We start from the raw sequence: 24855 nt of genomic DNA, 5'->3' as shown, positions 1-24855 counted from the left end.
CCTTCGGCGTGCGTCAGCGGGGCTGCGCAGTGGTGCTGGACGGTGCGGTGCGCGCGGACGGGGCGGCGGGCGTGGAGCTCGACGACGGCGCGCCGGAGCGATTCGCAGTGGAGGGCGTAGTCGACGACGGGCTCGCGGGACGGGTGTCCGGCGATGCCATCCGCAGGGTGGCGGCGCCCGAGCCGCCGCGGACCGACGCCAGCGCTGTGTCGAGCAACTGACCGCCGTTGATGGTGGACAGCGGCTCGGCGATCGCCCGGACCGAGGGAAGCATCAGCTCGGACAGGTACTGCACGCTCGGGGCGGCGTCGTCTTCGAAGCCCTGGATCACTTTGAACAGCTCCAACATGCCGTCCCGGATCACGTTCGGGTAATCGCCCTGACTGATGTACGAGACGGAGTAGGGCGCCATCTCGCCGTACCCCTTACCGAAGGTGCGGAGCGGCTGTTCGAGGCTGAGCAGCAGCGCGCCCACGTCGCCGGCGCGGGGAGTGATCGAGTTGAAGGACTGCATGAGGTCGCCGATGTCGGGCAGCTGACGCAGGATCGACGTGGCGGTGAGGACCGCGCCGGCGTCGATGGTGGGAACCGTCTGCGCGCCGTCGGGCAGGGCGCCGTCGACGCGGGCCAGGAGGCGCTGCACTGTCGCGGGATCGAGCTGCTTCATCAGGCGCGACAGGGAACTCGACAGCGCACCGACGGTGGAGTCCGCCGTGTCCACGACGCCCTCGAGGCGCGCACCGTCGGGGACCGCGGCCCCGTCGCCCTGGGCGATCGTCAGATAGGTCTCGCCCAGGCCCGAGAGGTTCTGCACGCGGACCTTCGCGCCCTGGGTGATCCGGGTGTCCTTGGCGTAGCCGACCTCGACCTCGACGCGATCGGCGTCGACGGTGAGGCCCCGGACCGTGCCGACCTCGACGCCGCGGTCGAGAACCCGTGAGCCCTCCTGCAGGCCGTTGGCGTCGGTGAGGCGGATGTACGCGGTGCGCTCGTCGGACGGCGAGAACCACTGCACGCCCTGGGTGCCGAGCAGCAGCATCGACACCACGACGAGCGCGATGAGGCCGAGCGTGGAGGCGATTCCGGATCGGGTCATCGTGCCTGTCCGATCAGTCGCAGCACTTTGAGTGCACCGGGGGAGACGTCCTGCCCGGCGGCATTCGTGACCGAGCCGATCTCGACCACCGGCTTCTTCAGGAACGGGACGAGGTTCTTGTTCACCAGGATCGAGCCGCCGTGAATGGCGGAGCCCAGCGAGACCATGTCGGCGGTGAGGAGCTCGAACAGGTCGGACGACGAGTTCATCAGCGGGATCAGCCAGGAGCCCTGCTGCAGCATGCCGCCGACAGCGGGGAGCAGCACGCCGATGTTCGACATGAGCTTGCCCTGGTTCGACCAGTACTTGAGGTGATACGGGGACAGTGTGTCCTTGAAGTTCGCCTCCTGTTTGGCGATCCGATCGGCCATCTCGGATGCGGAGTCGAGGAGACGGTTCACCTCGGGGGTGTTGGCGGCGATACCGGTGACGTCGCGGCTCAGCTGCCTGGAGAGCAGGTCGAACTGCGGGCGGTCTTTGGGGAGCGCCGTGTTCAGGCGCGTGATCGTCTTACTGACATCCTGCACCGAGCCGCTGCCGAAGTAGTCGGCGAGGATCGTGAGAGTGCTCTCCACGGAGCGGGGTGGGCTGGTCTGGCTCAGGGGCAGCACAGCGCCGGCGCGCAGCGGCGCCGCTGTGCCGGTGGACTTCTCGGGTGTCTCGAGCCGGACATAGGCCTCACCGAGGAGTGTGTCCTGCAGAACGGAAGCATGGATGTCCGAGGGCAGCGAGACGTCCTTATCGACGCGGACGGTGACCGTCGCGGCGTCCTCCCCGAGGGCGACGGCCTTCACCCGGCCGACGGTCAGGCCGCCGAGCGAGATCCGGGCGCCGATGGGCAGGTTCAGTACGTCGGCGAACTGGAGGCGCAACTCGTACTGGTCGCCGTCCCCGAGAGGATTGCGCATGTCCATGTTGGCGGGACTCACGCCGCAGCCGGCGAGGACGACGGCGGCGCCGATCACGATCGCGGCGGAAACGCGCCGCGGCAGCCAGCGCACGGCGCTGCGGGTGCGGGTCATCGGCGGCCTCCCTGGAAGGGCAGTTGCATGAGGTCGACGGTGGCGGTCTGAGCCTTGCCGGCGACCACCGTGCAGGCGCCCGGCGCCTGAGCGTTGATCTGCGCGCACAGCGCGTTCGGGTCGCCCGTGGCGACCGTCGTGACGGGCACGCCCGCGATGGCAGCGGGCGTCTCCACGCCGCCCCGGGGGAGGTAGGGGGCGATCTGCGACCCGAAGACGGGCAGCATGCGCTCGAGTGCCGCGTTGGACTTCACACCGGTCGCCGCGAGCTTGACCGCGTCCGCCGCGACTGCGCCGCCGGGCCGCAGGATGTGGCCGTAGCGGCGCATCATGTCGTCGCCGACGAGGAAGAACACGGGCAGCGTCTGGAAGATCTCGGAGACCGCCGGGAAGGTGATCTTCCCGTACTGGTCGAGGACGTTGCCCACGTGCTGCAGGGTGAGCAGGAGCTCTCCCCATTGCTGGTCCATGCTCTGCATCAGCGGCCGGACGTTGCTGACCACCGTCGTCACGTCGCCGAGGAAACCGGCCGGATCGCTGAGCAGCGTCGAAAGGTTCGTCAGCGAGCGCGCAGCCTGCGGCGGCACTGACGGCCCTACCTCGGTGTCGAGCCGCGTGAGCAGTTTGCCGAGGTCCGCCGAAGCGCCGCCCTCGGTAACGGAGTCGACGAGGCGGGTCGCGGCGGAGGTGGTCTCGGAGATCGACTTCGGTGTCGCCGAATTCGCACGGGTGATGCAGGTGCCCGGTGTGAGGGTAGCGCCCGTCGAGTAGTTGCCCACGAGCTCGAGCGAGCGGTCCGCGAGAATCGACGTCGAGCGGGTCACGGCCTTCACCGTGGCGGGCAGCGTGCGGCCGGAGACGTCGAAGGTGACCTTCACTCCGTCGCCGGACGGCTCGACCGTGCGGACGGTGCCGATCTTGACGCCCATTTGGGTCACGTCGTTGTCCGGGTACAGGCCGATGCCGTCCGCGAGGTACGCGCACTGCGTGCTGGATGCGGCTGCGGCCGTGCCGATCGCAGTCGGGACGAGCGGTGCCAGCAGCGCGACGGTCGCCGCGATCAGGGAGATCTTCGTGGGGCGCATCAGCAGCTCACCGTCGCTGTCGGGAAGCAGAGGCGGCTCGCGAGAACCGTGTCGGGCGGCATGGGCTTGCCCTGCTTCTCCAGGCCTGCCTGCATGGTGTCGATGCCCTTCTGCAGCTCGCCGATCATGGCGGGGATCGTCACGTTGGTCGTCTTCAGCGCGGCCTCCATCTTGGCGAAGGCGTCGCCGAGGGTGTCGCGGTACTTCCAGTAGAGATCGAGGAAGGGCTTGATCTTGCCGAACATCCCGGCGAGACCCTGGTAGGCGATGCCGAAGTTGGTGGCGGTCTGATCGAGCGTGACGATCGCCAGGGACGCCTTGTGGATCATGTTCATGATCGTCTCGCGCTGCTCGGCGAAACCGGTCGCGTACTGCGTGCTGATGTTGATGATGCGGCCGACCTGATCCCGCTGCTCAGTGAGCTGGCCGAGCAGCGAGTTGACGCCCTCGACGATGTTGTCGACGGAGCCGGGATTGGAGTCGAGGCCGGTGCTCAGCGCCTTGATCGACGCGGCGAGCTGGGTGCGATCGACGGGCTCGAGCTTCTCCGGGGTGTCCTGCAGTAGGTCGCCGATGTTGTACGGCAGGCTCACGCGGTTTCGGGGGATCGGCTTGTCGCCCAGGGAGGCCCGCCCGGCGGAGGACACCGCCACGTAGAAACCTCCCGCGACGGTGAGCATGCGGACCGCGACGGAGGTCTGGTCGCCGACGAACACCGAGTCGTCGATGCGGGTGGTCACCTGTACGTCGTCCTTGCGCAGTTCCACCGAGGAGACTGAGCCGATCCGCACGCCGGAGGCGCGCACTTCCACGCCGGGCTTGATCAGTGCGGCGTCCTGCGTGACGAAGGTCAGTTCCTTCTGGCCCGGCGGGCGCAGGTACACGAACGCCAGCCCGGCGGTGATGAGCAGCGCCACCGCGACGGCGATCGCGCCGAGCTTGGTGCTGCGGTTGACGAGTCCGCGCCAGGGCGGACGTCCAGTGAAGATCATTTCAGGCACACCGTCACATTCGTTCCGCCGGTCAGCACTGTCACTTTGTTCGGCAGCGGCGCCGCGCCCTTCGAACAGGGGGTGGGCGGCGCCCCCAGGAGAGCGGCGACTCCGGTGAACAGGCCGGGCAGCTTGCTCATCGCCTGTACCGCGGCGCCGGGGTCCTGGAAGGCCGTGCGCACGAGCTTTTCCACATCGAGATCCTTGGACAGCCCGAGCGCGGTGAGCACCCGGTTGGTGGCGGCGCCGAATCCGGGGCCGTAGGTGGCGGTGCGCCGGAACTCGTCGAGGTTCTCGAGCACCTTCGTCAGCAGCAGGTCGAAGTTGAGGATGAATTCGATGACCTGCGGTGAGTAGTCGTTGATCATGTTGGCGACGCGGGTGACGTTGTCGATCAGCGTCTTGATCACGGTCTGCCGGTCCGCCAGGTTCGACGTGATCCGGTCGATCGCGCCGAAAGTCTGCGCGGCCGTCGTGTCGTCGCCCTGCAGCAAACCCAACAGGTTTCGGGTCAGTTCGTTGACGTCCTCGGGGCTGAGCGTACGGAGCACTGGTGCGAGCCCGTTGAACAGGGTGGTGATGTCGAACGACGGGGTGGTGCGCGACATCGGGATCGACGTGACGGGCGTTCCGCCCGCGGAGCTACCGGGCTGGATCTCGATGAACCGTTCGCCCGTGAGGTTGCGGTACTTCACCGCGACCCGGGTGGTCGAGGTGACGGGATGGTCGTTCTGGGCGGAGAAGCCGATGACGGCCTCGTTGCCGTTTCCGTCCGCGGTGCCACGGACGTCGACCGCGGTGACCTTCCCGATGAGCACGCCGCGTAGTCGCACGTCGCTGCCAACCCGGAGGCCGGAGGCATCCGAGAGGTGCGCCTCGTAATCGCGGGTCTCGCCGCCGGCGGGGTTGCGCAGCGCGGCGAAGATCCCCACCGCGATGACGAGCGTGACGATCAGCGCAAGCGCGAGGGTGATGGCGGCGCGGGTGTTCTTGGCACGCATGTCATCTCCCCCTTTCCAGGACGGATGCGGCGCCAGGGAGACGGTCGGCGACGACGTTCATGCGCAGTGCGGTGCCCTCCGGAGCGGTGATGAAGGCGCTGTTGACGCCGTTGATGAGGGGGACGATCTGGCGGGGGACGCTCACGGTGCGCAGCACCTTGGTGGTGCTGTCCATGATGACCCGCAACATGACGGTGCCCGGCGTGAACTCGGCCTCGTGGGAGCCGAACATGTCGGCCAGCGGCGTGAAGAAGCCGGTGCCCAGCAGGGTGGTCGTCCTGTCGACCTTGTCGTAGTTGTTCACGGTGTAGTCGAGCGTGCCCGCGGCCTCGCCGCCGCGCATCTGCGGTACGAACCAGCCCTCGAACGCGCCCTCCACCAGGCCGGGCGCCCCGTCGAGCGTGGTGCGGACGGTCCGCAGCGTGGTCCCGATCGGCACTTTCACCGACCGTGCGTTCTGCTGCTCGACGGCGAACGCCACCTGCAGCAGCGGCGTGATCGCCTGGGTGTAGTCGGTCGCCTTCTTGGTCACCTCGATCAGTTTCGGGGTGATGACGCCGGACACGGAGACTGCGCTGCGGGTGAGCAGGTCGGAGATCGTGTCGTTGCTCGAGCGAGGGCGCAGGGTGCTGCCCGAGCGGAGGTCGCCGCCGCCCTGGCCGGGAACGAGCGCCATCTCGGTGACGCCGAAGTAGTTGCCGGGCTGGTACCGCACCGACAGGGCGTCGGTGAGGCCGCGGAGGCTCCCGCGATCCAGGCGGACCCCGACGCGGGCCTGGCCCGCGCGCGGGATCACGACGGACTCGACCTCGCCGACCGGCACGCCGCGCAGCGTGACCCGGGTGCCGGTTTTGACGCCCGGGCCCACGTCGGTGGACTCGACGGTGAGGGCGAGCCGGGGATCGGACGCGGGAATGCGGGAGGAGACGATGCCGGCGAGGACGGCGATCAGGATCACGGCGACCGTCGCGGCGCCGACGGTGAAGAAGATGCGCTGTTGGCGGCCGGGTGTGCCACCGAGCAGTTCGTACATCGGTCCCCCTAGCCTTTGAAGATGATCGTGGGGGTGATGCCCCAGAAGATGATGGTCAGGATGAAGTCGAGCGTGAGCACCGTGACCAGGCTGGCGCGCACGGCCCGGCCGCTCGCGAGACCCACGCCCTCCGGGCCGCCCTTGGCGAAGAACCCGTAGTAGCAGTGGATGATCGTGACGGCAGCGCAGAAGACCACGGCCTTGAGCGTCGACAGCGCGATGTCGCCCGGGCTGAGGAACTGCTCGAAGTAGTGGTTGTACGTGCCGAGCGCCTGGCCGTGGAAGACGACCACGATCAGCTTGCAAGTGAGGAAGGCCAGTAGCAGTGTCAGCATGTACGCCGGGATCACCACGATGATGCCGGCGATGAGGCGGGTACTGACGACGTAGGGGATCGAGCGGATGCCGAGGGCCTCGACGGCGTCGATCTCCTCCGCGATCCGCATGGAGCCGATCTGCGCCGTCATACGGCACCCGGCCTGCGCCGCGAAGCCGATACCGGCTGAGATGGGGATCATCTCGCGGATGTTGGCGAGGCCGCCGATCACGCCGGTCAGCGGTCCGAAACCGATGAGGTTAAGACCGGCGTAGGCCTCGATGGCGACGGCCGCGCCGCTCGCGGCGCCCAGGATGACCATCATGACGACCACGCCACCGTCGACCACGACGGACCCGCGGCCCCATGCGAGCTGCTTGAGCACCCGGGAGGTCTCGCCGCGGTACTTCATCAGCGCGACGGGGATGAGGTAGATGGACTGGGCGACGAAGACGACGGCCTCGCCGATCCGAGCGATGAGACCCGCCGGCTTGGAATCCAGCGCGCTCTTCTGCGTTTTCGTCGGCGGGGGCGGGCTCGTGGTGGTCATCAGGCCACCTGACTCGGGAAGAACATCGTCTGCAGCTGGGTGAGGCCGAGGAAGGCAAGGAAGATCAGCGTGATCGACAGGACCACCGAGGAGTTCACGCCGTCGGCGACGCCGCGCGGGCCGCCCGAGGCCTCGAGCCCGCGCAGCCCGGCGACGAGGCCGACGATCATCGCGCCGGTCTCGGCCTTGAGCACCGCGAAGGCCAGGTCCGACGGTGCCGAGAAGGCGCCGAAGGAGGACCAGAAGCCGCCGGAGCTGAGCCCGAACTGCCACACGGAGACGGTGAGCGCGACGATCATGGCGACGGCCACGATCACGACCAGGAGCATCGGCGCGATGATCATCAGTGCGAGCATGCGGGGCGCGATCAGGCGGGCGATCGGATCGACGCCCATGACCTGCATCGCCTGCAGCTCCTCGCGGACCGTCCGGGAACCGAGGTCGGCGGCGATGGCCGCGGCGCAGACGCCGCCGAGTAGCACGCCCGTGGCGAGCGGCGCCCCCTGCCGGATGATGCCGATGCCCGACGCGGCGCCGACCAGGGAGTTCGCTCCCACTGTGTCGACGAGGGCTCCGACCTGGACGGAGACGACCGCACCGAACGGGATCGCCACCAGGATGGCGGGCAGCGTGGTGACCCGCAGCAACGTCACCGCCTGAGTGATCGTCTCGCCGACCGCGAAGTTCCGCTTCAGGACCCCGCGGACGGTCCACGCGATGATCTCGCCGGCGAGCACCACGGAGCGTCCGATGGTGGACAGGGTCTTGGTGACGATCGCGGCCAACCGGTACAACCGGTACAGCGCCGCCGCCCTCACGCCCGGCCTCCGAATGTCGCCATCGGGGTGTCCTCTCCTCAATTTCGAGAGGAGCGTATCAACTGTCGGGCAAAACTAGTACGTGTTTCAGTTTTTCCTTGGCTTACCCGACATGAACTGCGGTGTTGTCAGTCCTTGATGAGGAGGTCGACGGCCACGGAGAGCCGCTTCTGCACCTCGGTGGCCGAGGCGCGATGGGTCACCCAGGCGACCAGATTAGCCATCCAGACATCGGCGATCAGGTGGAACGTATCGCGCTGACGCTCGTCCGGATCCGCCACGCCGAGCGCATGCGCGAACATGTCCTCGAGGAGGCGGCCCACCCGCTCGACCTCGGCCGCCGCCGTGGCGTCGGCGAACATGAAGGCGCGCACCATCGCCTCGGTGAGCAAGGGGGCCCGTTGCAGCGCCTCGGTGTTGCGGTCCAGCACGAACATCAAACGCTCCGCCGCGGTGTCGCCCGGGATCTGCGCCTTCCCGATCCGCTCGCCCGCGCGCTCGAACTGGCTCACCAGGCCGGCGACCAGCAGATGCACCTTCGACGGGAAGTACCGGTACAGGGTGCCCAGCGCCACGTCGGCCTTCTTCGCCACCGCGCGCATCTGGACCGCGTCGTAGCCGCCCTTGCGGGCGAGCGCCAACGTGGCGTCGATGATGCGCTTGCGCCGCTCGCGCTGGCCCGCGGTGTCGAGGTCCTCCCGGGACGGGGCGGGTGCGGTGGCGGCGGGGGTGCCTTCGGGCGGCATGGGTGGTCACCTCGGGATCTGTTCGGCCGTCGGCGGGTGCCCCGGGACGGTCGGGTCGCATGTTGATGTCGCGACAATTGAAACAGGTTTTCGTGCCGGACCTGTGCGTTCCGCTCCGGATCGGACGAAGATCACACGATCCGGTGGGTCAGCACGCTCCCTCGCGCCGCGCGTACGCCGCCTCGACGCCGGCCTTGGCGGGCTCCCACCAATCCCGGTTGTCCCGGTACCAGTCGACGGTGGCGCGCAGGCCCGCATCGAGGTCGGCGTGCGCGGGCGTCCAGCCCAGCTCGCGCCGGAGCTTGCTCGAGTCGATCGCGTAGCGCAGGTCGTGGCCGGGGCGATCGGGGACGGTGTCGAAGTCATCCGCAGGGCGGCCCATCACCGCGAGCAGAGTGCGGAGCACCTCCCGGTTCGATCGCTCGCCGTCGGCGCCGATCAGATAGGTCTCGCCGATCGCGCCCCGGTCGAGGATCGCCCAGACGGCGTCGTTGTGGTCGTCGACGTGGATCCAGTCCCGGACGTTCGCGCCCGCGCCGTAGAGCTTCGCCCGCCCACCCGCGAGGATGTTGGTGATCTGCCGCGGGATGAACTTCTCGACGTGCTGATACGGGCCGTAGTTGTTGGAGCAGTTGGAGATCGTGGCCCGGACGCCGAAGCTGCGGGCCCATGCCCGCACCAGGTGGTCGGACGAGGCCTTCGACGCCGAGTACGGGCTCGACGGCCGGTACGGGGTGTCCTCGGTGAACCGTTCGGGTGTGTCCAGTGGCAGGTCGCCGAAGACCTCGTCGGTGGAGATGTGGTGCAGGCGCACGTCGTGTCGGCGCACCGCGTCGAGGAGGACGGCCGTGCCACGGATGTTGGTGTCCAGGAAGGGCCACGGATCGCTCAGCGAGTTGTCGTTGTGCGTGTCCGCGGCGAAATTCACCACCGCGTCGGCGCCCGCGACCACCTCGTCCACCACCGAGGGATCGGCGATCGAGCCCTTGACGAAGTCGATCCGGTCGCGCAGGTCGTCAAGCGAGGACTCGTTCGCGGCGTAGGTCAGCGCGTCGAGCACGGTGATCCGCACGTCCGGTCGGGTCCGGGCGGTGCGCCGGACGAAGTTCGCGCCGATGAAGCCGGCGCCGCCGGTGACCACGATGTGCATGGGAACAGATTAGTGGGGTTGCAAGGACGCGTCGAACCAGCGCGGACGACGCGGGGGCGAGCCTGCCTCCGCGCGACGGTGGAGCCCGCGCAGGGTGGACGACCGGTTGCGAGGCGTCGGCGTTGCATTCCGATAGAGTCGCAGCATGCGAGGGATCATCCTGGCCGGCGGCACGGGCAGCAGGCTCCATCCGATCACCGTCGGCGTGAGTAAGCAGCTGCTCCCGGTCTACGACAAGCCGATGATCTACTACCCCCTCTCCACCCTGATGCTCGCGGGCATCCGCGAGGTGCTGGTGGTGACCACGCCGGGCGACGCGGAGCAGTTCCGGCGGCTCCTCGGCGACGGATCGCAGTTCGGCGTGCGCATCGACTACGTGGTGCAGCCGCGACCCGAGGGGCTCGCGCAGGCCTTCGTCCTCGGCGCGGACTTCATCGGCGATCAGACGGTGTCGCTGATCCTGGGCGACAACATCTTCTACGGTCCGGGACTGGGCTCGCAACTGCGACGATTCGACGGGATCGACGGCGGCGCGGTCTTCGCCTACCGGGTCGCCGATCCCCGCGCCTACGGCGTCATCGAGTTCGACGATGCCGGGCGCGCGGTCGGCTTCGAGGAGAAGCCGGAGCGGCCCCGGTCGCCGTACGCGGTGCCCGGCCTGTACTTCTACGACCCGTCGGTGGTCGAGGTCGCGCGGAACCTGAAGCCCTCGCCGCGAGGGGAACTCGAGATCACGGACGTCAATCGGCACTACCTGGACGAGGGTCGGCTGACCGTTGAGGTGCTGCCGCGCGGTACCGCCTGGCTGGACACCGGCACCTTCGACGCCCTCGCCGACGCGACCGGCTACGTGCGCGCCGTCGAGCAGCGGCAGGGCACCAAGATCGGGGCCCCCGAGGAGGTGGCGTGGCGATCCGGTTTCATCGACGACGCTCAACTGCGCGAGCACGCCGACCGGTTCGTCAAGTCCGGCTACGGCGCCTACCTGCACGGGCTTCTGGAGGAGGGCCGGTGAACGTCCACCCTCTGCCCATCGCCGGTGCGTTCGTCCTGGACCCGCGGGTCTTCCCCGACGAGCGTGGCGAGTTCTTCGAGCTGTTCAAGGCGTCCGCCTTCCGCGAGGCCACCGGCCAGGAGCTGTCCGTCGCGCAGACCAACGTCTCGGTGAGCCGCCGCGGCGCGATCCGCGGCATCCACTACGCGGACGTGCCCCCGGGACAGGCGAAGCTGGTGGCGTGTCTGCACGGCGCGGTCCTCGACGTGATCGTGGACCTGCGGGTCGGCTCGCCGACCTTCGGCGCGGTCGAGACGGTCCGCCTGGACAGCGCGACGCGGCGCACCGTCTACCTCGCGGAGGGGCTGGGACACGGCTTCTGCGCCCTGACCGACGATGCGGTCGTGGCCTATCACGTCTCGTCCGAGTACAACCCGTCGGCCGAACACGGAGTGGACCCGCTGGATCAGGAGCTGAACATCGCGTGGCCCGACGAGGTGCCCCCGATCCTGTCGGAGAAGGACACGGGCGCACCGTCGCTGGCGGAGGCGCGCGCCGCGGGGTCCCTGCCGGTGTGGTGCGAGCCGTGACGGTTCGACACGTCTGACGGCGGGCGAGCCACTCTCGCGGCGTGTCGGGCCCGAGCGGTGTTCACTCGGTGCGGTTCGCCGCGGCACGTCCCTGCAGGAGGGTGCGCTCCGCTTCGTTGCGGGTGCGCTGCGCCGCCTCGTCGAACTGCGCGGCGGCCTCGGCGCGGCGTCCCGCCCGCTCCAGGAGATCACCGCGGACGCTGGGCACGAGCGGTGCGTCGCCGAGTGCGGCCGGACCGACGGCGTCGAGCACCGTCAGGCCCGCGTCGGGACCGAACGCCCGCCCGTGCGCGACAGCACGATTGACCTCGACGACCGGGCCGGGCGCCGCCTTGGCCAGCGCGTCGTAGAGGCGGGCGATGCGGGGCCAGTCCGTGTCGGTGGACGTCGCAGCGCACGCGTGCTGCGCGGCTATCGCTGCCTGCAGGTAGTACCGGCCCACAGGGATCCCGCGGGCGGCGAGTTCCTCGGCCCGGTGGAGCGCGGTCACGCCCCGTCGGATGAGGAGCCGGTCCCAACGGTCCCGGGCCTGATCGTCGAGGAGTACGGGCGCGCCGGCGGAGTCCGTGCGGGCGTCGATCCGGGAGCCCTGCAGCTCGACCAGCGCCTGCAGGCCGTGGGTCTCGGGCTCGTCGGGCGCGAGGTCGGCGAGCATCCGGGCCAGCCGGATGCCCTCGCGGGCGAGGTCGGGGCGCATCCAGTCCTCGCCCGCGGCGGCGGAGTAGCCCTCGGTGAAGATCAGGTAGATGACGGCCATCACGTCGTCGAGGCGGCGCGTGCGGTCGTCGCCGACGGGCAGCTCGAACTCGGCGCGAGCGGTGGTGAGCGTCTTCTTCGCGCGGGAGATGCGTTGGCCCATCGTCTTCTCCGGGACCAGGAAACCGCGGGCGATCTCGGCCGTGGAGAGTCCGCCGACGACGCGGAGGGTGAGGGCCGCCCGCGACTCGGGCGTGAGCGCGGGGTGGCAGGACAGGAAGATTAGGCGCAGCGCGTCGTCGAAGATGAAGTCGACCTGCGCGTCGAGTTCGGGCATACCGTCGTCCTCCCGCAGGCCGCGACCGATCTCCTCGGTCTTGCGGCGCAGGGTCTCGGCGCGGCGGATCGCGTCGACGCCGCGGCGCTTCGCGGTGGTCATGAGCCACGCGGCCGGATTGTTCGGGACACCCGTCTGCGGCCACTGCTCCAGTGCGGCGAGAAGCGCGTCCTGCGCGAGGTCCTCCGCGAGCTGGATGCTGCGGGTCATACGGGTGAGCGCGCCGACGAGGCGCGTGGATTCGGCCCGCCAGGTGGCGGTGATCGCTTCGGCGGTGGTCCCGGCTGGCACGTCGACCAGCGTAGGCGGGACCACCGCCCGCGCGTCAGTCGTCCGCCGGAGTGGGCGGCTCGTCGGCGATCTGCCGCAGCGTCGAGACCATGTTCAGCTCGGGCCAATGGGTGGCGTGCAGCTGCGCGAACTCCTCCGACGCGGCGATCGCCTCCTCGACGGTGTCGTACTGCAGCAGCGACCAGCCGCCCACGATCTCCTTCGACTCGGCGTACGGCCCGTCGACCCGGGTGATCTCGCCCTTGCGGACGACGAAGTTGATGGCGTCCTCCGAGCCGTAGAGGCCGCCGCCGTCGAGGAAGTGGCCCTTCGCGGCCTGCTCGCCGACGTAGACGTCCATCGCGTCGAAGAGCGCCTTGGGCGGCGCGCCGACCTCGGGTCCCTCGGCCATCCGTACGAATCCCATGAAACGAGGCATATCGATCAGTCCTTCTTCTGTGGTGTGAGCGTGTCTCGTACAGGCGTCGAACGGGACGACCCCGTTTCGACATCGTCCCCACAATGAGTTTCCGCCGTTCCTACCGCGGACGGGCCGGATCGCGTCAGAGAGCGGTGAGCACCGGGAGCGGCGGCAGCGCGGTTTCGTAGAGCCACGCGCGCCACAGATCGCGCAGCGGCTCCGGGCTGTGCTTCGCGACGAGGGTCACGAAGTCGTCGGTCGAGACGGACTGGTGCACGAACTCGGACGTCCACTCGTGGAGCATCGCGAAGAAGGCCGGATCGCCGAGCGCCACCCGCACCGCGTGCACCGTGAGCGCCCCGCGCTTGTAGACGCGGTCGTCGAACATCAGGGCCGGGCCCGGATCGCCCACCACGATGTCGGTCGCCGAGGACGCGAGCTTGGCGTAGTAGCGCGACGCCATCTGCTGGGTGGTCGCCTGGCCGCACTCCTGCGCCCACATCCACTCGGAGTAGCAGGCGAAGCCCTCGTGCAGCCAGATGTCCTTCCACCGGCTCAGCGTCAGGGAGTTGCCGAACCACTGGTGCGCCAGCTCGTGCGCGACGAGGCGCTCGGCGTGCCGGGTGCCGTCGCAGTGGTTGGCACCGAAGATCGACACGGTCTGCGCCTCGACGGGGATCTCCAGGGTGTCGTCGGTGACGACCACGGTGTATTCGGGGAACGGGTACGGACCGAACCAGCGGGTGAAGGCGCGCATGATGCGTTCCTGATTGCCGAAGCTGCGCTGGAAGTCGGAGGCCAGCCGCGTGGGGACGGCGGCCCTGATGGGCACGGGCTTCTCCGCGACCTTGAGCAGGTCGTAGCGGCCGATCTGGATCGTGGCGAGGTACGAGGCCATCGGGGCGGTCTGCTCGTAGACCCAGGTGGTGTGCGCCGCCGAGGCCTTGCGGGAGACGAGTCGGCCGTTCGAGACCACCCGGTACGGCGAGTCGGTGGTGATCGCGATCCGGTACGAGGCCTTGGAGGCGGGATGGTCGTCGCACGGGAACCACGACGGTGCGCCGCTCGGCTGCGAGGCGACGATGACGCCCTCGGAGAGTTCCTCCCAGCCCACCTCGCCCCACGTCGAACGGATCGGCTTCGGCGTGCCCGCGTACCGGATGGAGATCGTCATCGCCGCGCCGGCGGGAATTTCGGCGGCGAGGGTGAGTTCCAGCTTGCCGCCGCGGTGGGAGTAGCGCTGGGGGCGGCGGCCGTTGATCGTGATCTTGGACGCGGTCAACGCGACGGAGAGGTCGACCGCGAACCGCTTGAGCGGCTCGCTCGCCGTCGCCGTGATTTCGGCCTTGCCGTCGAGGCGATTGCTCTCGACCTTGTAGTTGAGGTCGAGGTCGTACCTCGAGACCCGGTAGCCGGGGTTGCCGTGACCGGGGATGTACGGATCCATTGCGCGGGCGTGCTGCGGATTCAGTGCTGCGACGAGCTTCGGCCTGGCCGACTTGCGCACCACTGATCCACTTCCTTCTCGCTCGGGGTCGGGGGATTACCTTACCGGCTTGCGCAGGGTCACCGTCGCGACACCGCCGTGCGGCGCGGGCTCGGGATCGGAGGCCACGTACCCGGCGCGTTCGTATGTCCGGATGTTGCGTTCGCTGCCGGCCCCGGTGAACATGATGAACTCCTCGGTTTCCCGCGGTGCGAGGGACTCCATGAGGGCGATCAGCTCGGTGCCGAGGCCGCGTCCCGCGAGGTCCGGCGCCACCATGACCCGCCCGATGTGCCACCGGTGATCCTGCTCGGCCCGGCCGCGAACAGCACCGATCAGCCGACCGTCGAGCCGCATGACGAAGGTCGCCCACTGCGACGCCCACTGCAGGATGTCGTCGTGGGTCTCGGTCAGGGGCGGGATCGCGAGGCTGTCGTTCGCGAGGGCCTCCTGCACCCAGCAGCACCGCTGCAGGACGAGCAGTTCCGCCACATCGCTCGGTTGGAACGGGGTGATCTCGAGCCCGTCGCTCACGGGAGGCCTTTCGTCGGGGATGTCCGTTCCGACCGTCGTGGCCGGTGCCGTCGAGTCAGTCGCGCTTGCGCTTGCCCTGGTTGAAGATCCACGGAGAGATGGGGTTGCCCTGCCACTTGGTGTTGGCGGGCACCGAATCGCCGCGCATCACGAGCGACGCCGGGCCGACGGTGGCGCCGTCGCCCACGGACGAGGCGGGGAGTGCGACGCAGTGCGGGCCCAGGGTGGCGCCCTTGCCGAGCACCACGGTGTCCATCGCCATGATCCGGTCGTGGAACAGGTGCGTCTGGACGACGCAGCCGCGCGAGACGGTGGCGGCGTCGCCGAGGGTCACCAGATCGGCCTCGGGCAGCCAGTAGGTCTCGCACCAGACACCGCGGCCGATCTTGGCGCCCAACATCCGCAGCCAGAGGTTGAGGATCGGGGTTCCCGTGGCGGCGTGCGCGAACCACGGCGCGGCGACGCACTCGACGAAGGCGTCCGAGAGCTCGTTCCGCCAGACGAACGACGACCACAGCGGATGCTCCTCGCGCCCGATCCGCCCGACGACGAGCCACTTCGCGGCGGCGGCGACGCAGCAGGCGATCGCGCCCGCGACGAGCAGGGTGACGCCCGACAGTAGCGCCGCCAGCCACCAGCCCACGTTGATCACGAAGTAGTTCAGCGCGACCAGGGTCGCCAGGCCCAGCCCGAAGCTGACGAAGACCGCCAACAGGCGTGCCGTCTCGACGGCGCCGCGCGCCACGCGCAGGGCGAACGACGGGTTGTACGTGAACGTCGAATCCGTGTTGCCGGCGGTGCGGCGCAGGCGGACCGGGGGAGAGCCGAGCCAGGAGCTACCGCTCTTCGCCTTCGACGGGGTCGCGCTCAGCACGGCCACCAGGCCGTCCTTCGGGACGCGGCGGCCCGGCCCCGTCATCCCCGAGTTGCCGAGGAAGGCACGCTTGCCGATCTTCGCCTCGTCGATGCGCATCCAGCCGCCGCCGAGTTCGTAGCTGCCGACCATCGTGTCGTCGGCGAGGAAGGAGCCCTCGCCGATCGTCGTGAACTTCGGGATGACCATCGCGGTGGAGATCTCGGCGTCCTTGCCCACCTTTGTGCCCAGCATCCGGAACCAGATCGGCGTCAGGAGCGAGGCGTACAGCGGGAACAGGAAGGTGCGCGCGGCGTCCATCAGCCGCTCGGTGGCCCACACCTGCCAGCCGACGCGGCTGCGGACCGCGTGATAGCCGGGCGTGAGGCCGATCGCGAGCAATCGGACCGCGATGAGCGTGAGCAGCGCGTACACCGTGAGCGAGACGATGACGGCGATCGGCAGCGCCGGCAGGGCGTGCAGCGCCATTTCCTTGAGGTTCGTGTCGTCGCGCACGATCCAGGGGAGCAGGACGAGACCGGCGGCGATGGCCACCATCGGCAGGCCCGCGAGGAGCACCGAGCTGACGCCGTAGATCCACACCCAGTAGGGCTTGCGCGGCGGGCGATCGGCGGGCCACGGGTGCTCGGCCTTGCCGATCTTCTCCGCCGGGGAGCCGGCCCAGTGCTGCTTCGCCTTGACCTTGCCGAAGACCGCTGAGCCGGGGCCGATCTCGGCTCGACGGCCCACCTTCGCGCCGGGCAGCAGCGTGGACCGTGCCCCGATCGAGGCCTCCTCGCCGATGCTGATCGCGCCGATGTGCAGCTCGTCGCCGTCGAGGTAGTGCCCGGCGAGGTCGACCTCGGGCTCCACGGAGGCGTGATCGCCCAGTTCGAGCATGCCCGTGACGGGCGGCAGCGCGTGCAGGTCGACGCCGCGCCCGATCGTGGCGCCCAGGGCGCGGGCGTAGTAGATCATCCACGGAGCGCCGGAGAGGTTCTCGGCGCCGGACGCGGCGGTGAACCGCTCGGCGATCCAGAGTCGCAGGTGCTCCGGGCCGCCGCGGCGGTAGACACCCGGCTTCAGCCCGCCCAGCAACAGGCGGCACGCGATCACCGACAACGCCATGCGCCCGATCGGCGTGATGAAGACCAAGAACAGCGCGAGCACGATCCACCAGTCGAGCGTGGGCAGGACTGTCGAGCCGGTGGCCCACGCGAAGACGTTGTTGGCGATCGCCGCCCACGTGAGCCACTGCATGCCGGTGAGCGTGGTGAGCGGCACGGAGAGCAGGATCTGCGCGACCCCCGTCGACCGCGGCGTGGGCCGTACCTCCCGCGGTTCGGCGACCTCGGCGGGCCGCAGCGAGTCCAGATGCGCGGCGAGCGAGCCGAGCCGGGGGTGGTCGTACAGGTCGGCGACGGTGACCGACGGGTACTGCTCGCGGAGCGCGGTCACGAGCTGGGCCGCGCTGAGCGAGCCGCCGCCCTCGGCGAAGAAGTCGGCGTCCTCGCTGGTGATCGAGGCGCCGAGGATGCCCGACCAGCGCTCTGCGACCCACGCGGCGGTGCCTGCGAGATCGCCGGTGTCGGCCTCGTCGGCCCCGGGCAGGGGCCACGGCAGCGCGTTGCGGTCGACCTTGCCGGAGGTGCGCGTGGGCAGCTCGTCCATCAGCGCGAGGCGCGGGACCAGGGCGGCCGGTAGCTGCTCGGCGAGCGTCTCGCGGGCGGCCTTGAGGTCGAAGTCGGGGTCCGTCGAGGCGAGATAGCCGACCAGCATCGACGTGCCCGCCGAGTTCTTCCGCACCGCCGCGGCCGCGGCGGAGACGCCGGGCAGGTTCTGCAGCGCGTTGTCCACCTCGCCGAGTTCGATCCGGCGCCCACCGACCTTGACCTGGTCGTCGGCGCGGCCCTCGAACAGCAGGCCTTCGAGTTCCAGGCGCACCAGGTCGCCCGAGCGATAGGCGCGCTCCCACCCGAGGGTCTCCATCGGCGCGTACTTCTCGGCGTCCTTGGCCGGGTCGAGGTAGCGCGCCAGGCCCACGCCGCCGATCACCAGCTCGCCGGACTGGCCGACCGCGACGGGCAGCGAGGTGGCGGGGTCTACGACCGCGAGGTCCCAGCCCTGGAGCGGCAGGCCGATCCGCACCGGCCCGGTGCCGTCGAGGGGCGCGGCGCACGCGACGACGGTGGCCTCGGTGGGGCCGTAGGTGTTCCACACTTCGCGGCCGTCGACGGCGAGCCGCTGTGCCAGCTCCGGCGGGCAGGCCTCGCCACCGAAGATGAGCAGGCGCACCGCTTCCAGGGCCTCGGCGGGCCACATGGCCGCGAGGGTCGGCACCGTCGACACCACGGAGATGTCGCGGGAGACCAGCCAGGGCCCGAGGTCCATGCCGGACCGCACCAAGGAGCGCGGCGCGGGCACGAGGCAGGCGCCGTGGCGCCACGCGAGCCACATCTCCTCGCAGGAGGCGTCGAAAGCGACGGACAGGCCCGCGAGCACGCGGTCACCGGGGCGCAGCGGCTCGTCCTGCAGGAACAGGCGCGCCTCCGCGTCGACGAAGGCCGCCGCGTTGCGGTTCGTGACGGCCACGCCCTTCGGGGTGCCCGTGGAGCCGGAGGTGAAGATGATCCAGGAGTCGTCATAGGGCACGGGCAGCCGGTGACCGGGCTCGACGGTGCCGGCCTCGATCGCGGCCGCCCGCTCCTTGGTCGACGGTGCGCGCCACAGCCCGTCGCCGGTGAAGATCGCGGCGGCGTGCGCCTCGCCGAAGACGAGGTCGGCGCGCTCCTGCGGATCGTCCGCATCGACGGGCACGTACGCGGCGCCCGCGGCGAGGGTGGAGAGGATCGCCACGTACAGCGACCGGTGTCCCGACGGCATGCGGATGCCGACGCGGTCGCCGGCCTGTACCCCGCTCCGGCCCAGGAAATCGGCGCCCTCGAGCACCTCCTCCCACAGCTCGGAGTAGGTGAGCACGACGTCACCGTCGTCGATCGCTGGTACCTCGGGGTAGGCGTCGACGGTGGCCTTGAGGATGTCGATCAGGGTCCGCGGCTCGGGTGCCGAGGCGGACAGCAGATACTGCGGTGGGATCTCGTTCGGGACCACGGTGGCCGACTTCCTCCGGTTATGCAGACGGGCACGACAGAGCACACAGAACTTCGCGTTGATTGTGTCAGGTCACAGAACCACCGCAGCACCGACTGGCAGGGCTAGGCTGGAGGCAGAGATTACTGGCCAGTAACAAGGAGTGCTCGACATGGCCGTCATCGTCCATCGGGGCCGTAGTGTGCGTGCCCTGACCGTGCTGTGGTTCGTCCGGATCGTGATGAAGACCGTCTTCCGCGCCTTTCCGATGAGCGATCGGACCCTGCCGATCCTCCGTGCCGCGGAACCCTACCTCAGCCGTGTGCCGCAGTCGGTGCGCGGTGTCAGGGTGGACAAGATCACTCTCGGCGGCGTTCCCACCGAGCGCATCGTCCCTGACGGTGACGCCGACCCGCACCCGCGCGCAGCCCTCGTCTACTACCACGGCGGCGCCTTCATCGGTGGCAACCTCGACACGCACCGCCGCATCGCGGTGCTGCTGGCCCGCGGCCTGCGGGTGCCCGTCTACAACGTCGAGTACCGGCAGTACCCGGACGGCGGCGTCGGGACGTCCGTCGCCGATGGCTTCGCCGCCTACCGCGAGCTGCTGGAGGGGGGCGACTTCGACCGGATCCTCGTGGCGGGCGACTCCGCCGGCGGTTTCGTGTGCGCCAAGGTGATCGAGTACGCCGCCGAGGCGGACATCCAGGGGCCGACGGCCTTCGCCGGCTTCTCCCCGTTCCTGGACATCAGCGCCGGGCTGCCCCGGACCTCGCGGCACGACGCAATGCTCCCGCTCTCCAAGATCCGCCAGCTGCGCACCGTGCTGGGCCGGGGCCCGGAGGAGCTGCGCGGACCCGAGGACATGACCACCGACGCCACCGCGCGTCACTTCCCGCCGAGCATCCTGTTCGTCGCGAGCCGCGAGGCGCTGGAGCTGGATTCGTTGGAGCTGCACGCCGCGCTCGATCGCGCGGGCGTCGAGAACGAGGTGCACGTCTACGAAGGTCAGGTGCACGCCTTCGTCGTGACCGCGGGCCTCACGCCGGAGTCCTGGGCGGCGTACAAGACGGCCGTCGCCTTCCTCTCCAAACACCTCACCGAGGCAGAGGGGACGCGGAGCGCCGCGGCCTGACCGCGACGTCAACGGTGGCGGTCGATCTCCGCGACGACCGCGCCCTGCCCGCGCGCGACGGCGTGCTCGCGCGCGGTGACGCCCTGGCGGTCTGCGAGGTCCGGGCGAGCACCCGCATCGAGCACGAGGCGGACCGTCTCGACGTGGTTCGCATCGCCGTTGCCGAGGATCACAGCCTCCAGCAGGCAGGTCCATCCCGAGTTGTTCACGTGGTCCACATCGACCCCGGCTGCGATGAGCAGCTTCACGTTCTCGACGTGTCCGTGCTCGCAGGCCGGGATCAGCGCGGTCCCGCGGTAACGGTTGAGGCTGCGCACGTCGGCACCGTGGCGCAGCGTCGACGCGAGGACGTCGGTCATGCCCTCGGCTCCGGCGTACAGGTAGGCCGAGTCCTGGAGGTCGTCCTTGGCGTTCGGGTCCGCGCCGGCGTCCAGCAGTGCCAGCGCGATCTGGGAGTGCCCGGCCTTCGTCGCCGCGACCACCGCCGTCCGGGCGCGGGTGAGGCGGACCTCGAGGTCGGCGCCATCGGCGATGGCGGTGCGGGTCGCCGCGAGGTCACCGTCGGTCACGGCGCGCACCAGCGCGCGCGTCGCCTCGGGGGTGGGGGCGGGTCGCACCGTCGCCGACGGTGCCGCGACCGGGCCCGAGGGTGCCGCGACCGTGCCCGAGGGTGCCGCCGACGTGCTCGAGGGGGTCGACGGGAGGGGCTCGACCGAGCAGCCGGCGAGGAGGACCGCGGCGCCGACCGCGGCGAGGCGCCTCACGACGCGAACCCAGCGGCGCGGGCGTGCAGGGCCCGCAACTCGTCGGCGAGGGAAGGCTCCAGCCCGGACACCGGCACCGTCGGCGCGACGGCGTGGATCGGTAGCGGTGCGACCGGGGACGGGGCAAGGCCCCACTCCGCACGCCAGGCGACGAGCTGTTCCGTGCTCCCCGCGTAGACGATGCGGCCCAGGCCGACCCAGGCGTGCGCCGCGCTGCACATCGCGCAGTGCTCGCCCGACGTGTAGGTCACCGCGGCGGCGCGCTCCCCGGGCGCGAGGTGTTCGGTGGCCCAGCGGGCGAGCTCGAACTCGGGGTGCCGCGTTGCATCGCCCCCCGAGACCCGGTTGCGGTCCTCGAACACGATGGCGTCCTCGTGGACGAGCAGCGAGCCGAAGGGCTCGTCGGCGGCGTCAGGGCCTCGCGTGCGAGGTCGACGCAGCGGCGCAGGTACGGCAGATCGGAGGCGGTGGGGGTGGAGACGGTCATCACTCGACCGTAGCCCGCCGCGCCGGACTTGACCCTCCCCTCGGGGGGAGACCGCATACTCGACCCGTGACCGCACCGGGACTGATGTCGATCGGGATGTTCTCGCGCGCAACCCTGCTCTCCGTCAAGCAGCTGCGCCGCTACCACGAGCAGGGCGTCCTGGTGCCCGCCGCGATCGATCCCGCGACGGGGTACCGGCACTACGACGCGGCGCAGGTGCATGACGCCGCGGTGCTCACCCGGCTGCGCGACCTCGACCTGCCGCTGGCCGCCGTCGCTCGCGTGCTCGAGGCCCGCGACCCCGACGTGACCCGCGATATCCTCGCCGAGCACGAGGCGACGCTCCGCGAGCGCCGCGCCGGCCTTGAACGGGCCATCGTCGCGCTGCAGGATGTGACCGCCCCTGTCGCGCACACCCCCACCCACCTGCGCGAATTCGATCCGATCGACGTCCTGGAGATCGCCGGGACGGTCGAGCGCGCCGAACTCGCCGCGTTCCTCGACGCCGCCTACGCGGAGCTCGAGGCATGCGCGGCCGCCTCGGGCTTGACCGTGACCGGGCCCTCGCTCGCCGAGTACCCGTCGCAGGTGGCCGATGTCGAGCGGGTGGCCGCGCTGATCCCCGTCTCCGGCCCCGGCGCTGTCACTGGGCGGGTGCGCAACCGTCGGCTGGGCCGAGCCGTGTGCGCCGTCGCCGTGCACCACGGCTCGTACGAGCGGTTCGACGAGACCTACGGCCAGCTCGGCGCCTGGGTGGCCCGCAACGCGACCGATGCTCGCGGCGCGATCATCGAGCGCTATCTCGTGGACCCCTGCGCCGCCGCGAACCCCGCGGACCTGCGCACCGAGATCTGGTGGCCCGTCCAGGCCACCGCGACGAAGGAGAACTGACATGGCCCTCACACTGCAGATGATCAACCTCGACTGCGCCGACGTCGCCGGGCAGGCGAGCTTCTGGTCGAAGGCCCTCGGCGTCCCCGTCGACGACAACGACGGCAATGCCTTCATGCGCACCATCGGCTACGCGGATCCCGCGCTGCCGCGGATGATGTTCCTCGCGGTGCCCGAGGGGAAAACCGGGAAGAACCGCATGCACCTGGATCTGGTCGCGGACGATCGCGCGGCGGAGGTCGCCCGGCTGGCGGCCCTCGGCGCGACGACGGTGCGCGAGCACGACGAGTGGGGCATCCGGTGGACCGTGCTGCAGGACCCCGAGGGCAACGAGTTCTGCGTCGCCGAGGCCGCGGGGCACTGATCGGGGTGGATCAGGCGGCCTGGCCCGCGAACTGGGTGCGGTAGAGCTCGGCGTAGCGCCCGCTGCGCGCGAGCAGGGCCTCGTGCGTTCCGCGCTCGACGATGCGGCCCGCCTCCAGCACCAGTATCTGGTCCGCTGCGCGGATCGTCGACAGGCGGTGCGCGATCACCAGCGAGGTGCGGTCCGCCAGAGCCTCGCCCAGCGCGGCCTGTACCGCCGCCTCCGACGTCGAGTCCAGGTGGGCCGTCGCCTCGTCGAGGATGACCACAGAGGGTTGCGCGAGCAGCAGCCGCGCGATCGTGAGCCGCTGGCGTTCGCCGCCGGACAGCCGGTAGCCGCGCTCGCCGACCACCGTGTCCAGGCCGTCCGGTAGCTGCGCGACGAGGTCCTCGAGGCGGGCGCGGCGTAGCGCGTCGTGGATCTCGTCCTCGGTCGCGTCCGGGTTCGCGAGCAGCAGGTTCGCGCGGATGCTGTCGTGGAAGAGGTGACCGTCCTGCGTCACCAGGCCGACGGCGGAGTGCAGGCTCCGGGCGGTGATCTCGCGCAGGTCCACGCCGTTCAGGGTGATCGCGCCGGCGTCGGGGTCGTAGAGGCGGGTCGCGAGCTGCGCGATCGTCGACTTGCCTGCGCCGGAGCTGCCGACCAGCGCGACCATCGAGCCGGGCGCCGCAGTGAAGTCGATCCCGTGCAGCACCGTCTCGCCGCCGCGGGTGTCGAGCTGGGCGACCTCCTCCAGCGAGGCCAGGGAGACCTTCTCCGCCGAGGGGTACGCGAAGTCGACGCCGTCGAACCGCAGCTCCGTGGGGCCCTTGTCGATATCGCGCGCGTCCGGCGCATCGCGCACCATCGGCTCGAGGTCCAGCACCTCGAAGACCCGCTCGAAGGAGACCAGCGCCGTCATGACCTCGACGCGCGCATTCGCGAGCGCGGTGAGCGGCACGTACAGCCGCGTGAGCAGCAGCGCGAGGGCGACGACGGCGCCGGCCTGCAGGTCGCCTCGGATCGCGTAGAAGCCGCCGAGGCCGTAGACCAGGGCCAGCGCGAGCGAGCTCACCAGCGTCAGCATCGTCACGAAGGTCATCCGCCACATCGCCGTGCTCACGCCGATGTCGCGGACCGCCGCGGCGCGGGACGCGAAGGCGTGCGATTCGAGTTCGGGCCGGCCGTACAGCTTGACCAGGGTGGCGCCCGGCGCCGAGAAGCGCTCGGTCATCTGGTCGCTCATCGATGCGTTGTGCCGGGCGGCGCGGCGCGACATCCCGGCGATCCGCCGGCCCATGCTGCGCGACGGGATGATGAAGACCGGCAGCAGCACCAGCGCGAGCAGCGTGATCTGCCAGGAGATGCTGAGCATGACGCCGAGAGTCAGCGCGAGCGTCACGACGTTGGTCACGACCCCGGCGAGGGTGTCGGAGAAGGCGCGCTGCGCGCCGAGTACGTCGTTGTTGAGCCGGCTCACCAGCGCGCCCGTGCGGGTGCGGGTGAAGAAGGCCACCGGCATCGTCTGGACGTGGTCGAAGACCGCGGTGCGCAGCTGGTAGATGAGGCCCTCGCCGATGCGGGAGGAGAACCAGCGGGAGAGCAGGTCGACCCCGGCACCGAGGACGGCGATCGCCGCGATGAGGAGCGCGAGTTCGACGACAGCGCTCGTGGGACCGCCGCCGACGATCCGGTCGACCACCCTGCCCGCAAGGAGCGGCGTGGCGACCGCGAGCAATGCGGAGAAGACGGAGAGGGTGAGGAAGACGATGAGCCGCCGACGATGAGGTCGGACGAACGGGCCCATTCGCCGCAGCGTTTCGCTGGGACGGCGCGACGGTGCGTCGAGTGACCGGTTGGTCTGATACAGCGTGCTCCACGCGACCGATTCCATGCTCATGCATCGAATCCTAGGACCTGAACTTAGGTTCATGTCCAGCTCGTTCGCCCGGGGCGAATACCGGGGTCCGTCGGGATTCGGGGCCGGTTCGGGGGTGGTCACGGGCCGATGTCGCGGCGGTGACGGGTGGGAACTTCCTTCGCGTCGCGGAGAGTGTCTGGGCTCGCTGATGGCGCCGAGCGCTTGACAACCCTTGATCTTTACTTGAGTCTCAATAGTAACAACAGTCACGTCGGCCCCACGGGCGCGTGGCCG

22 protein-coding genes and 1 pseudogene are annotated in these 24855 nt (G+C 70.1%); 5 read left to right on the top strand and 18 right to left on the bottom strand.

Annotated elements, in window-relative coordinates; all coding sequences use genetic code 11:
- Window positions 1-13: 13 nt before the first annotated feature.
- The 10 genes from FK529_RS01160 to rfbB form a co-directional block, all read right to left on the bottom strand.
- Window positions 14-1096, bottom strand: coding sequence for an MlaD family protein (locus tag FK529_RS01160; RefSeq protein ID WP_146558788.1), 1083 nt, complete (start codon window positions 1094-1096; stop codon window positions 14-16).
- Entirely contained in the window at window positions 1093-2118 is a 1026-nt protein-coding gene (locus tag FK529_RS01155; protein WP_158635015.1) for an MlaD family protein, read from the bottom strand. Before FK529_RS01155 ends, FK529_RS01160 begins: the two co-directional genes overlap by 4 nt.
- The gene (locus tag FK529_RS01150) at window positions 2115-3203 is read right to left on the bottom strand and encodes an MlaD family protein (RefSeq protein ID WP_146558784.1); all 1089 of its coding nucleotides are present in this window, start codon (window positions 3201-3203) and stop codon (window positions 2115-2117) included. The genes FK529_RS01155 and FK529_RS01150 overlap by 4 nt, the downstream gene beginning before the upstream one ends.
- On the bottom strand, window positions 3203-4195 hold the full coding sequence (locus tag FK529_RS01145) for an MlaD family protein (RefSeq protein WP_146558782.1): 993 nt from the start codon (window positions 4193-4195) through the stop codon (window positions 3203-3205). The genes FK529_RS01150 and FK529_RS01145 overlap by 1 nt, the downstream gene beginning before the upstream one ends.
- Window positions 4192-5196, bottom strand: coding sequence for an MlaD family protein (locus tag FK529_RS01140; RefSeq protein ID WP_146558780.1), 1005 nt, complete (start codon window positions 5194-5196; stop codon window positions 4192-4194). The genes FK529_RS01145 and FK529_RS01140 overlap by 4 nt, the downstream gene beginning before the upstream one ends.
- A 1-nt stretch (window position 5197) precedes the next feature.
- Complete coding sequence (locus tag FK529_RS01135; RefSeq protein ID WP_146558779.1) at window positions 5198-6229, bottom strand: MlaD family protein; 1032 nt, start codon at window positions 6227-6229, stop codon at window positions 5198-5200.
- An 8-nt stretch (window positions 6230-6237) separates the two neighbouring features.
- Window positions 6238-7095, bottom strand: coding sequence for an MlaE family ABC transporter permease (locus tag FK529_RS01130; RefSeq protein ID WP_231702865.1), 858 nt, complete (start codon window positions 7093-7095; stop codon window positions 6238-6240).
- Complete coding sequence (locus FK529_RS01125; protein ID WP_146558777.1) at window positions 7095-7913, bottom strand: MlaE family ABC transporter permease; 819 nt, start codon at window positions 7911-7913, stop codon at window positions 7095-7097. The genes FK529_RS01130 and FK529_RS01125 overlap by 1 nt, the downstream gene beginning before the upstream one ends.
- A 128-nt stretch (window positions 7914-8041) precedes the next feature.
- On the bottom strand, window positions 8042-8659 hold the full coding sequence (gene kstR / locus FK529_RS01120; RefSeq protein WP_146558775.1) for a cholesterol catabolism transcriptional regulator KstR: 618 nt from the start codon (window positions 8657-8659) through the stop codon (window positions 8042-8044).
- A gap of 148 nt (window positions 8660-8807) precedes the next feature.
- A complete protein-coding gene (rfbB, locus tag FK529_RS01115; protein WP_146558773.1) occupies window positions 8808-9809 on the bottom strand; it encodes a dTDP-glucose 4,6-dehydratase in 1002 nt (333 codons plus the stop codon).
- Between the two features lie 145 nt (window positions 9810-9954).
- Between rfbB and rfbA the strand changes: the two genes are divergently transcribed.
- The gene (gene rfbA / locus FK529_RS01110; protein WP_146558771.1) at window positions 9955-10824 is read left to right on the top strand and encodes a glucose-1-phosphate thymidylyltransferase RfbA; all 870 of its coding nucleotides are present in this window, start codon (window positions 9955-9957) and stop codon (window positions 10822-10824) included.
- Complete coding sequence (gene rfbC / locus FK529_RS01105; RefSeq protein WP_146558769.1) at window positions 10821-11393, top strand: dTDP-4-dehydrorhamnose 3,5-epimerase; 573 nt, start codon at window positions 10821-10823, stop codon at window positions 11391-11393. Before rfbA ends, rfbC begins: the two co-directional genes overlap by 4 nt.
- Before the next feature lie 61 nt (window positions 11394-11454).
- Here rfbC and FK529_RS01100 read toward each other — a convergent pair whose 3' ends face one another.
- The 5 genes from FK529_RS01100 to FK529_RS01080 all read right to left on the bottom strand — a co-directional run bounded on the left by FK529_RS01100 (window position 11455) and on the right by FK529_RS01080 (window position 19101).
- Window positions 11455-12717: an RNA polymerase sigma factor gene (locus FK529_RS01100; RefSeq protein ID WP_146558767.1), complete on the bottom strand. Its 1263-nt coding sequence runs from the start codon at window positions 12715-12717 to the stop codon at window positions 11455-11457.
- A gap of 34 nt (window positions 12718-12751) precedes the next feature.
- Complete coding sequence (locus tag FK529_RS01095; RefSeq protein ID WP_231702864.1) at window positions 12752-13123, bottom strand: YciI family protein; 372 nt, start codon at window positions 13121-13123, stop codon at window positions 12752-12754.
- 136 nt (window positions 13124-13259) lie between these two features.
- Entirely contained in the window at window positions 13260-14564 is a 1305-nt protein-coding gene (locus FK529_RS01090) for a M1 family metallopeptidase (protein WP_166436365.1), read from the bottom strand.
- A 96-nt stretch (window positions 14565-14660) separates the two neighbouring features.
- Window positions 14661-15137, bottom strand: a complete 477-nt coding sequence (locus FK529_RS01085) for a GNAT family N-acetyltransferase (protein WP_146558761.1) — start codon at window positions 15135-15137, stop codon at window positions 14661-14663.
- 55 nt (window positions 15138-15192) lie between these two features.
- Entirely contained in the window at window positions 15193-19101 is a 3909-nt protein-coding gene (locus FK529_RS01080) for a Pls/PosA family non-ribosomal peptide synthetase (protein WP_193559644.1), read from the bottom strand.
- Between the two features lie 151 nt (window positions 19102-19252).
- On the opposite strand from FK529_RS01080, the gene FK529_RS01075 reads away from it, so the two are divergent.
- Window positions 19253-20215: an alpha/beta hydrolase gene (locus FK529_RS01075; RefSeq protein WP_146558759.1), complete on the top strand. Its 963-nt coding sequence runs from the start codon at window positions 19253-19255 to the stop codon at window positions 20213-20215.
- A gap of 8 nt (window positions 20216-20223) precedes the next feature.
- Here FK529_RS01075 and FK529_RS01070 read toward each other — a convergent pair whose 3' ends face one another.
- Together FK529_RS01070 and FK529_RS01065 are read right to left on the bottom strand one after the other, a co-directional pair.
- Window positions 20224-20979 carry an ankyrin repeat domain-containing protein gene (locus FK529_RS01070; protein WP_146558757.1) on the bottom strand — a complete coding sequence of 252 codons (756 nt, stop codon included), beginning with the start codon at window positions 20977-20979 and terminating at the stop codon, window positions 20224-20226.
- Window positions 20976-21466: pseudogene (locus FK529_RS01065) on the bottom strand (nucleoside deaminase). Before FK529_RS01065 ends, FK529_RS01070 begins: the two are co-directional and overlap by 4 nt.
- 66 nt (window positions 21467-21532) lie before the next feature.
- On the opposite strand from FK529_RS01065, the gene FK529_RS01060 reads away from it, so the two are divergent.
- Both FK529_RS01060 and FK529_RS01055 read left to right on the top strand, forming a co-directional pair.
- Window positions 21533-22357 carry a MerR family transcriptional regulator gene (locus FK529_RS01060; protein WP_146558755.1) on the top strand — a complete coding sequence of 275 codons (825 nt, stop codon included), beginning with the start codon at window positions 21533-21535 and terminating at the stop codon, window positions 22355-22357.
- Window position 22358: 1 nt separating this feature from the next.
- On the top strand, window positions 22359-22721 hold the full coding sequence (locus tag FK529_RS01055; RefSeq protein WP_146558753.1) for a VOC family protein: 363 nt from the start codon (window positions 22359-22361) through the stop codon (window positions 22719-22721).
- Window positions 22722-22731: 10 nt separating this feature from the next.
- On the opposite strand, the gene FK529_RS01050 is transcribed toward FK529_RS01055, so the two are convergent.
- Window positions 22732-24600, bottom strand: a complete 1869-nt coding sequence (locus FK529_RS01050; protein WP_146558751.1) for an ABC transporter ATP-binding protein — start codon at window positions 24598-24600, stop codon at window positions 22732-22734.
- Window positions 24601-24855: the final 255 nt, after the last annotated feature.

Origin of the sequence: Tsukamurella asaccharolytica, from assembly GCF_007858435.1 — a bacterium.
Classification (GTDB): Bacteria; Actinomycetota; Actinomycetes; order Mycobacteriales; family Mycobacteriaceae; genus Tsukamurella; species Tsukamurella asaccharolytica.
Note: the sequence above shows the minus strand (reverse complement) of the source record. Positions and strands in the feature narration are given on the sequence as shown.

Coding starts and splice junctions, on each gene's coding strand:
- FK529_RS01155 (WP_158635015.1), bottom strand. CDS start 2,118: ATGACCCGCACCCGCAGCGCCGTGCGCTGGCTGCCGCGGCGCGTTTCC.
- FK529_RS01150 (WP_146558784.1), bottom strand. CDS start 3,203: ATGCGCCCCACGAAGATCTCCCTGATCGCGGCGACCGTCGCGCTGCTG.
- FK529_RS01050 (WP_146558751.1), bottom strand. CDS start 24,600: ATGAGCATGGAATCGGTCGCGTGGAGCACGCTGTATCAGACCAACCGG.
- rfbB (WP_146558773.1), bottom strand. CDS start 9,809: ATGCACATCGTGGTCACCGGCGGCGCCGGCTTCATCGGCGCGAACTTC.
- FK529_RS01075 (WP_146558759.1), top strand. CDS start 19,253: ATGGCCGTCATCGTCCATCGGGGCCGTAGTGTGCGTGCCCTGACCGTG.
- FK529_RS01140 (WP_146558780.1), bottom strand. CDS start 5,196: ATGCGTGCCAAGAACACCCGCGCCGCCATCACCCTCGCGCTTGCGCTG.
- FK529_RS01090 (WP_166436365.1), bottom strand. CDS start 14,564: ATGGATCCGTACATCCCCGGTCACGGCAACCCCGGCTACCGGGTCTCG.
- FK529_RS01145 (WP_146558782.1), bottom strand. CDS start 4,195: ATGATCTTCACTGGACGTCCGCCCTGGCGCGGACTCGTCAACCGCAGC.
- FK529_RS01135 (WP_146558779.1), bottom strand. CDS start 6,229: ATGTACGAACTGCTCGGTGGCACACCCGGCCGCCAACAGCGCATCTTC.
- FK529_RS01095 (WP_231702864.1), bottom strand. CDS start 13,123: ATGGGATTCGTACGGATGGCCGAGGGACCCGAGGTCGGCGCGCCGCCC.
- rfbA (WP_146558771.1), top strand. CDS start 9,955: ATGCGAGGGATCATCCTGGCCGGCGGCACGGGCAGCAGGCTCCATCCG.
- FK529_RS01160 (WP_146558788.1), bottom strand. CDS start 1,096: ATGACCCGATCCGGAATCGCCTCCACGCTCGGCCTCATCGCGCTCGTC.
- FK529_RS01055 (WP_146558753.1), top strand. CDS start 22,359: ATGGCCCTCACACTGCAGATGATCAACCTCGACTGCGCCGACGTCGCC.
- FK529_RS01130 (WP_231702865.1), bottom strand. CDS start 7,095: ATGACCACCACGAGCCCGCCCCCGCCGACGAAAACGCAGAAGAGCGCG.
- kstR (WP_146558775.1), bottom strand. CDS start 8,659: ATGCCGCCCGAAGGCACCCCCGCCGCCACCGCACCCGCCCCGTCCCGG.